Source organism: Shewanella schlegeliana (assembly GCF_016765635.1).
Classification (GTDB): domain Bacteria; phylum Pseudomonadota; class Gammaproteobacteria; order Enterobacterales; family Shewanellaceae; genus Shewanella; species Shewanella schlegeliana.
In genome coordinates, this window is record NZ_JAESVD010000007.1 from 253,795 (window position 1) to 260,211 (window position 6,417).

Annotated in this window: 6 protein-coding genes and 4 tRNA genes; 6 read left to right on the plus strand and 4 right to left on the minus strand. The window is 43.3% G+C overall.

The features are described from left to right. Positions 1-312: 312 nt before the first annotated feature. The 4 genes from JMA39_RS14060 to trmB form a co-directional block, all read right to left on the minus strand. Positions 313-1,128 carry a YggN family protein gene (locus JMA39_RS14060; RefSeq protein WP_202722489.1) on the minus strand — a complete coding sequence of 272 codons (816 nt, stop codon included), beginning with the start codon at positions 1,126-1,128 and terminating at the stop codon, positions 313-315. 214 nt (positions 1,129-1,342) lie between these two features. After that, the gene (gene glsB, locus JMA39_RS14065) at positions 1,343-2,257 is read right to left on the minus strand and encodes a glutaminase B (protein WP_202722490.1); all 915 of its coding nucleotides are present in this window, start codon (positions 2,255-2,257) and stop codon (positions 1,343-1,345) included. Then, the gene (locus JMA39_RS14070; RefSeq protein ID WP_202722491.1) at positions 2,257-2,583 is read right to left on the minus strand and encodes a YggL family protein; all 327 of its coding nucleotides are present in this window, start codon (positions 2,581-2,583) and stop codon (positions 2,257-2,259) included. Before JMA39_RS14070 ends, glsB begins: the two co-directional genes overlap by 1 nt. 51 nt (positions 2,584-2,634) lie before the next feature. After that, the gene (gene trmB / locus JMA39_RS14075; RefSeq protein ID WP_202722492.1) at positions 2,635-3,348 is read right to left on the minus strand and encodes a tRNA (guanosine(46)-N7)-methyltransferase TrmB; all 714 of its coding nucleotides are present in this window, start codon (positions 3,346-3,348) and stop codon (positions 2,635-2,637) included. A 293-nt stretch (positions 3,349-3,641) separates the two neighbouring features. Between trmB and mutY the strand changes: the two genes are divergently transcribed. From mutY to JMA39_RS14105, 6 genes are all read left to right on the plus strand, one after another. Further along, positions 3,642-4,706: an A/G-specific adenine glycosylase gene (gene mutY / locus JMA39_RS14080; protein ID WP_202722493.1), complete on the plus strand. Its 1,065-nt coding sequence runs from the start codon at positions 3,642-3,644 to the stop codon at positions 4,704-4,706. Positions 4,707-4,708: 2 nt separating this feature from the next. Further along, positions 4,709-4,987, plus strand: a complete 279-nt coding sequence (locus JMA39_RS14085; protein ID WP_202722494.1) for an oxidative damage protection protein — start codon at positions 4,709-4,711, stop codon at positions 4,985-4,987. A gap of 438 nt (positions 4,988-5,425) precedes the next feature. Further along, positions 5,426-5,501: transfer RNA gene (locus JMA39_RS14090), tRNA-Phe, on the plus strand. 50 nt (positions 5,502-5,551) lie between these two features. Continuing rightward, positions 5,552-5,627, plus strand: a tRNA-Thr gene (locus JMA39_RS14095). 506 nt (positions 5,628-6,133) lie between these two features. Then, positions 6,134-6,209 (plus strand) — tRNA-Phe (locus JMA39_RS14100). A gap of 50 nt (positions 6,210-6,259) precedes the next feature. Continuing rightward, positions 6,260-6,335: transfer RNA gene (locus JMA39_RS14105), tRNA-Thr, on the plus strand. Positions 6,336-6,417: the final 82 nt, after the last annotated feature.

Below are 6,417 nucleotides of genomic sequence, written 5' to 3' on the forward strand. Positions count from 1 at the left end.
ATCGCCTTAAGGTGTTTACGACAGTAATAGTACTTCCATCGCTAAGACATGCTGTTTTTGTTACAAAACAATATCTTAAGTGAATATATGTACGCTAGAGTAGAGTTTTAATTATTTACCAATATTTGGTTTTTGCTTTTATTTTTAGAAGTATACCAAAAAATCCCCATAACTCATCAAATAAGTCGTTTGGACGATCTCAGCAAAAGATTGGTTTGCCAGCTGTTGTGGCCTATAAACGGAAAAGCCCCTGCACAAAGGTGGGATGCAGGGGACGTTGCAAATCAGTCAAAAGCAACAGATTAAATCGATTTACTCCAGCAAAGTCGTATTTGCTGTTTCGACCAGGGGATAATTCGCTAACTCAGGGATCTCATCTCTTAGCTGCTGCTCAAGCACCACTAAGGTTTTAAATCTTTCACATAACTTTTCACCACGAGCCTCTATATCATCGGCTTGCTGTTCCATCTGCAGTTCAATCTCTTCACCGATAGAATCCATCTTCTGTGAGAATGAATCCATCTTCTGCTCGAAGCTATCGCCATCACCAGACATCATCTGGGCACCTAGGTTCATCATCATGCTGCCAAGGGAGTTTTGCACAAGTGCTTCCATCTCTTGCTCAAACTCTTCACCAAATGCGTCCTCAAGAGAAGATTCAGTTGAACCAAGGTAAAACTTATCACCGTGCTGGTAGGCAACGCTTTCGATACGCTCTTCAAGACCCGCCATCATTTCGTCTATCTTGGCACCAGCGCTATCACCTAATAGTGGAGTCATGGCTAGACTCACTGCTGTTGATGCCATCTCGACAGCATCATTAACGAGTGCAATGACTTCAGGCACCTGCGAAGAAACTTCTTGCGAATATTGATTCACTAAAGCCTGCTGCTGTTTATTCAGTGACACTTGTTTGCCATTAACAAATAGCTTATCCATTTCGATGCGATATTTTTCATCACCAACCTCACTCACTATCAGCTTTTGAGGTTCAACGGTGACGTCATAATTTAATGCCACTTCGCACTCATTATGAGGATCATGGTCGCTATGAGCGGCAACGGTTTGTAGGCTAGTTGCCGAAAGCAACACCGCGGAGATCCCAACTGAAGTAAGTAATTTTTTCATCGCATCAATCCTTTATCGCTATTGTCTGTATAATTTTAATCTTGTTTTAGATAAAGCACAGACTGTGCCAAGCAAGCTAAGAGCTTATTTTAAAAGGAATAGATTGATAATCAAATGAAACTGACTAGTCGCAATAATAAGATATTTGGCCAATAAAACTAACAATTGGCCAAATATCCCAAGATAGTTGATATAGGCAGTTGATATGAGGAAATTAAAAAATTGAACGCCCTAAAGTCTGGCTCAAGGCTTCTAATACTGCAGTGCCAGCTAAGGAGTTACCATTAGTATCGAGCTCCGGAGACCAAACACAAACTGACATATCACCAGGGATCACAGCAATAATACCGCCGCCAACACCACTTTTACCAGGCATACCGACTCTATAGGCAAATTCACCCGCACCGTCATAAAGCCCCGATGTGGCCAGTAGTGCATTAAGTTGCCGAGTCTGTACAGGGCTAATAAGCTGTTTACCGGCGAGAGTTTTACCTGCATTAGCCAAATAAAACATGGTACGCGAAAGGTCGGCACAGCTCATACGTAATGAGCAGTAATGAAAATAGCTGTGTAACACGGTATCGACGTCATTGTTGAAGTTACCAAAGGACTTCATCAAGTAAGCGATAGCCGCATTTCTCGCGCTATGCTGATACTCAGATGCAGCAACCACTTTATCGTAACCGATACGATGGTTTTCACTGAGTCCGCGAACAATCTCAAGCATACGATGCTTTGGTGCACCAAGGCGACTCTGTAGGAGATCGGCAATAACTAACGCGCCAGCGTTGATGAAAGGGTTTCTAGGAACGCCTTTTTCCAATTCTACTTGTACTAATGAGTTGAAAGAGTGACCAGACGGCTCCTTGCCGACTCGTGACCAAATTTCATCCTCTTCATACAGCATGAGCGCTAAGGTCAGGCTAAATACCTTAGAGATACTCTGAATTGAAAAGGGCTCGAGATAATCTCCAGCCCCAATAGTGACACCGTCGGAGGTTGTCACTGCAATACCTAACTTATTAGCATCAACTTGGGCAAGAGCTGGAATATAATCAGCGACCTTGCCCTGTCCAAGAAGAGGTCGAACTTTATCGACAATCTCTTCAAGTAATGCCAATTCAGGCATTAGCCCCACCAAATATCGTAAAGCTCGCCGATTTCAAGATCAGATACAGGCTGAGCATCGAAGAAAGCTTTAACTGCAGCTCTGTTTTCTTCAGTGCACTTACCGATAGCTTGAGTCGCAATAATACCTTCCCACTCTCTGTGTCCACCACCGTGGTAGCCCAGATCGTTAGGCTCAATCACTTCATCGATAAATTGATCAACGATTGCATCAATTTGCTCTTCAGTCACTGACTCATTGAAGGTCCAGTTAACGTCAAACCCAAACTCTTGGAACTCATCTACGCGTAATTTTTTACGTAAGCGACGACTACGGTTTGCTGCCATGGTAGTTCTCCTAAAAACAATATTTAAAGTAAACAAGAATTGATTTAGCGTTTATACACGCTCAAACATAAGATCCCAAACACCGTGACCTAAACGATGGCCACGAGCCTCAAATTTAGTCAAAGGTCTATGATCTGGACGCTCTACAACATCGCCAGTAGCTGACTGGTTTTTATAACCAGGCGCAGCATTCATCACTTCTAGCATATGCTCGCTGTAGTTTTCCCAGTCTGTTGCCAAATGGAATACACCACCCACTTTAAGCTTGCTTCGGATCAATTCAGCAAAAGGAGCCTGAACGATACGACGCTTATGGTGACGCTTTTTATGCCAAGGATCTGGGAAGAACAACTGCACACGTGCCAAGCTGCCTTCTGCAATGCTGTTTTCTAGAACTTCAATCGCATCATGGTGATAAATGCGTAGGTTAGTCACACCAGCTTCGGCAGCATCAGCCAAACAAGCACCAACACCTGGTTTATGAACTTCGATACCGATAAAGTTTAATTCTGGTGCAGCCTTCGCCATCTCAACGAGCGATGCGCCCATGCCAAAGCCGATCTCTAAAACCGTATCAGCTTCACGCCCAAATACTTCGACAAGATCGATTGGTTCAGGAGTGTAATCTAGGCCCATGATTGGCCATTGCTGCTCCATCGCTTGAGCTTGACCTTTAGTTAGGCGCCCCTCTCTCAATACAAAGCTTCTTACTTTGCGAAGGTATTTACCTTCTTCATTGAATTCAGCGGTTGTTACGTCGCTCATTTTCGCCCTCGCTTTAAGCCTGCTCTCGCATAAGACAGCTATTATTTAAAAAAAGAAAGGCATTATCCAAAGTTAAACCTTCAGTGCAAGCCTTATTGTGGCGAAATTATACCAATAATCTCAGTTTGTGCGAGTCGCAGCTTTACTTTGCCGACAAATAACTGGCTTTTAAGCTCAAATAACACGCTTATCCTCTACATATTAGCCGCGGCCCTTATCATGTAGAGGCCTGTCAGGATATAAAGCGCAAGTGTTTCCTTGTTAATCGCCAAGGCTAAAGTTACACTGCGCCGATGAAAACTACCGCCTCTTTTTCAACACGAATTATTAATTGGTACGATGCATTCGGTCGTAAACAGCTCCCTTGGCAAATCGCTAAAACCCCATATAAAGTGTGGATTTCAGAGATCATGCTACAGCAGACCCAAGTTGCAACCGTTATCCCCTATTTCGAAAAGTTTATCGCACGATTTCCTGATATCAATACCTTAGCAATCGCCGAGCAAGATGAAGTTCTACATTACTGGACAGGCCTTGGTTATTACGCCCGCGCGCGAAACCTACATAAAGCCGCCCAAATAATGCAGTCACAATTTAATGGTGAGTTTCCAACCGACTTCGATGACGTTTTAGCGTTGCCCGGGATTGGTCGCTCAACCGCAGGGGCAGTTCTATCTCTATCTTTAGGACTTAACTTCGCTATTCTCGATGGTAACGTAAAGCGTGTTTTAGCTCGACATGGTGCCATCGAAGGCTGGCCAGGTAAAAAAGCGGTTGAACAAGCACTCTGGCAATTAACAGAGAAGCTAACACCGGCTAAAGATATCCAAAAATATAATCAAGCGATGATGGATATTGGCGCCACAGTCTGTACGAGATCTAAACCCAACTGTGCTCAATGCCCCGTCGCCATCGACTGCAAAGCGCAGTTAAGTGGCCGACAGAGTGAATTTCCGGGCAAGAAACCAAAGAAAACCATCCCTGAAAAGTCGGCTTGGCTGTTAGTCATTGAAGATAATCATCGAGTGCAACTCGAAAAACGTCCTCCTGCGGGTATTTGGGGAGGACTCTGGTGTTTTCCGCAGTTTAGTCAGCGCCATGAGTTAGAGGCCTATATAAAAGACAAACAGCTAAAGGTGCTGTCTACACAGGATCTCACAGGATTTAGACATACCTTTAGTCACTTCCACCTCGATGTTCAGCCCGTACTGGTGCGTGCAAGTGGAGATAGCGATAACCAGATCATGGAACATACATCCACTGTCTGGTATAACTTAACTCATCCACCTAAAGTTGGCTTAGCCTCGGCTACCGAGCGAATTTTGGCCGACTTAGGTTCTGTATTAAATAAGGAGTAATCATGGCTCGCACAGTAAACTGCGTCTATTTAAACAAAGAAGCAGAAGGCCTAGGTTTTCAGCTTTACCCAGGCGACTTGGGAAAACGTATTTTCGACAATGTGAGTAAAGAGGCTTGGGCACTTTGGCAGTCAAAGCAGACCATGTTGATTAACGAAAAGAAACTTAACATGATGAATATCGATGATCGTAAGTTTCTTGAAGAGCAGATGGTAAACTTTCTATTTGAAGGTAAAGAAGTTGAAATCGAGGGTTACGTACCTCAAAAAGATGACGAGTAAGACTCGAAACTTCTAAAATGAACCGATAAAGGCGCCGCTTTAACTCAGTTAAAGCGGCGCCTTTCTATTTAACTTGCACTGACAGTTCAAAAATCAGGCTTTCATTTATCCTTCGCAAATCATAACTTTGATTATTTGAGCTAACAATCTCTACCCGCCTCCTTTATCGAGTAAAAAAACCTAGGGTTAATCGGCCAGCAAACAAGCTTAAAATCGCCGCACTCACTCGGTTTCAGCTAGTTTTTTAATCAGCAACACCACTGTGATTGTTCACATTCCAGAAAGCTGCACACAAACTAAGCGAACAGTCAGCGTTAAGCAAAAAAGCCCTTGCAGTAAAAATTTCACCGCTATAAGATGTGCGCACTCCAAACGAGACAGGCTTAAATGGCTTGGTTTGAGTAGCAAATCTAACGTCTACATTAGTAGCGCTTAGTTGCCCGAATAGCTCAGTCGGTAGAGCAGAGGATTGAAAATCCTCGTGTCCCTGGTTCGATTCCGGGTTCGGGCACCAAAATTTATTAATGAGTTAACTATTTACTTAGTAACTTGTGAAACAAATAAGCCGGCATAGCTCAGTTGGTAGAGCAACTGACTTGTAATCAGTAGGTCCCGAGTTCGACTCTTGGTGCCGGCACCATAAAAACAAAAAAGCCACTCCTTCGAGTGGCTTTTTTGTATCTGAAAATCCATCAGCATTAAACTAAGCTAACTGTTCAACAAGAAAGTCCTGCAATAACCAATGTAATTTCTTATAGTTGCACTCACTAAGATCCGAGCTAATCTAAGCCAGCTGTGCAACAGGCATTTCGATCTATAACTAGTGTATTTTTTGTCTGCAATATTTAAATTTAGACCTTGTTATCTCAAAGCCCAGCAAGCTCAACATCCTCAGGGGCAATTCGAATAATTACCCAACCGAACTATCATGTACTTAATAATTACACCAAACAGGCTAAATCCCCATCAACCAAAGCCTGAAATGAGGGATAATTCCTCACAAAGTCTATTTGTTGTGCAGTCAGACTCTAAGGCACTTGCACCCTCGAAAACATCGCTATACTATACGCGCACTCCAAACGAGACAGGCTTAAATAGCTTGGTTTGAAGTAGCAAATCTAACGCATACATTAGTAGCGCTTAGTTGCCCGAATAGCTCAGTCGGTAGAGCAGAGGATTGAAAATCCTCGTGTCCCTGGTTCGATTCCGGGTTCGGGCACCAACATTTATTAATGAGTTAACTATCTACTTAGTAACTTGTTAAGCAAATAAGCCGGCATAGCTCAGTTGGTAGAGCAACTGACTTGTAATCAGTAGGTCCCGAGTTCGACTCTTGGTGCCGGCACCATAAAAACAAAAAAGCCACTCAATGAGTGGCTTTTTTGTATCTGCAAATTTATCAGCTTTAAACTAAGCTAACCGTTCAACAA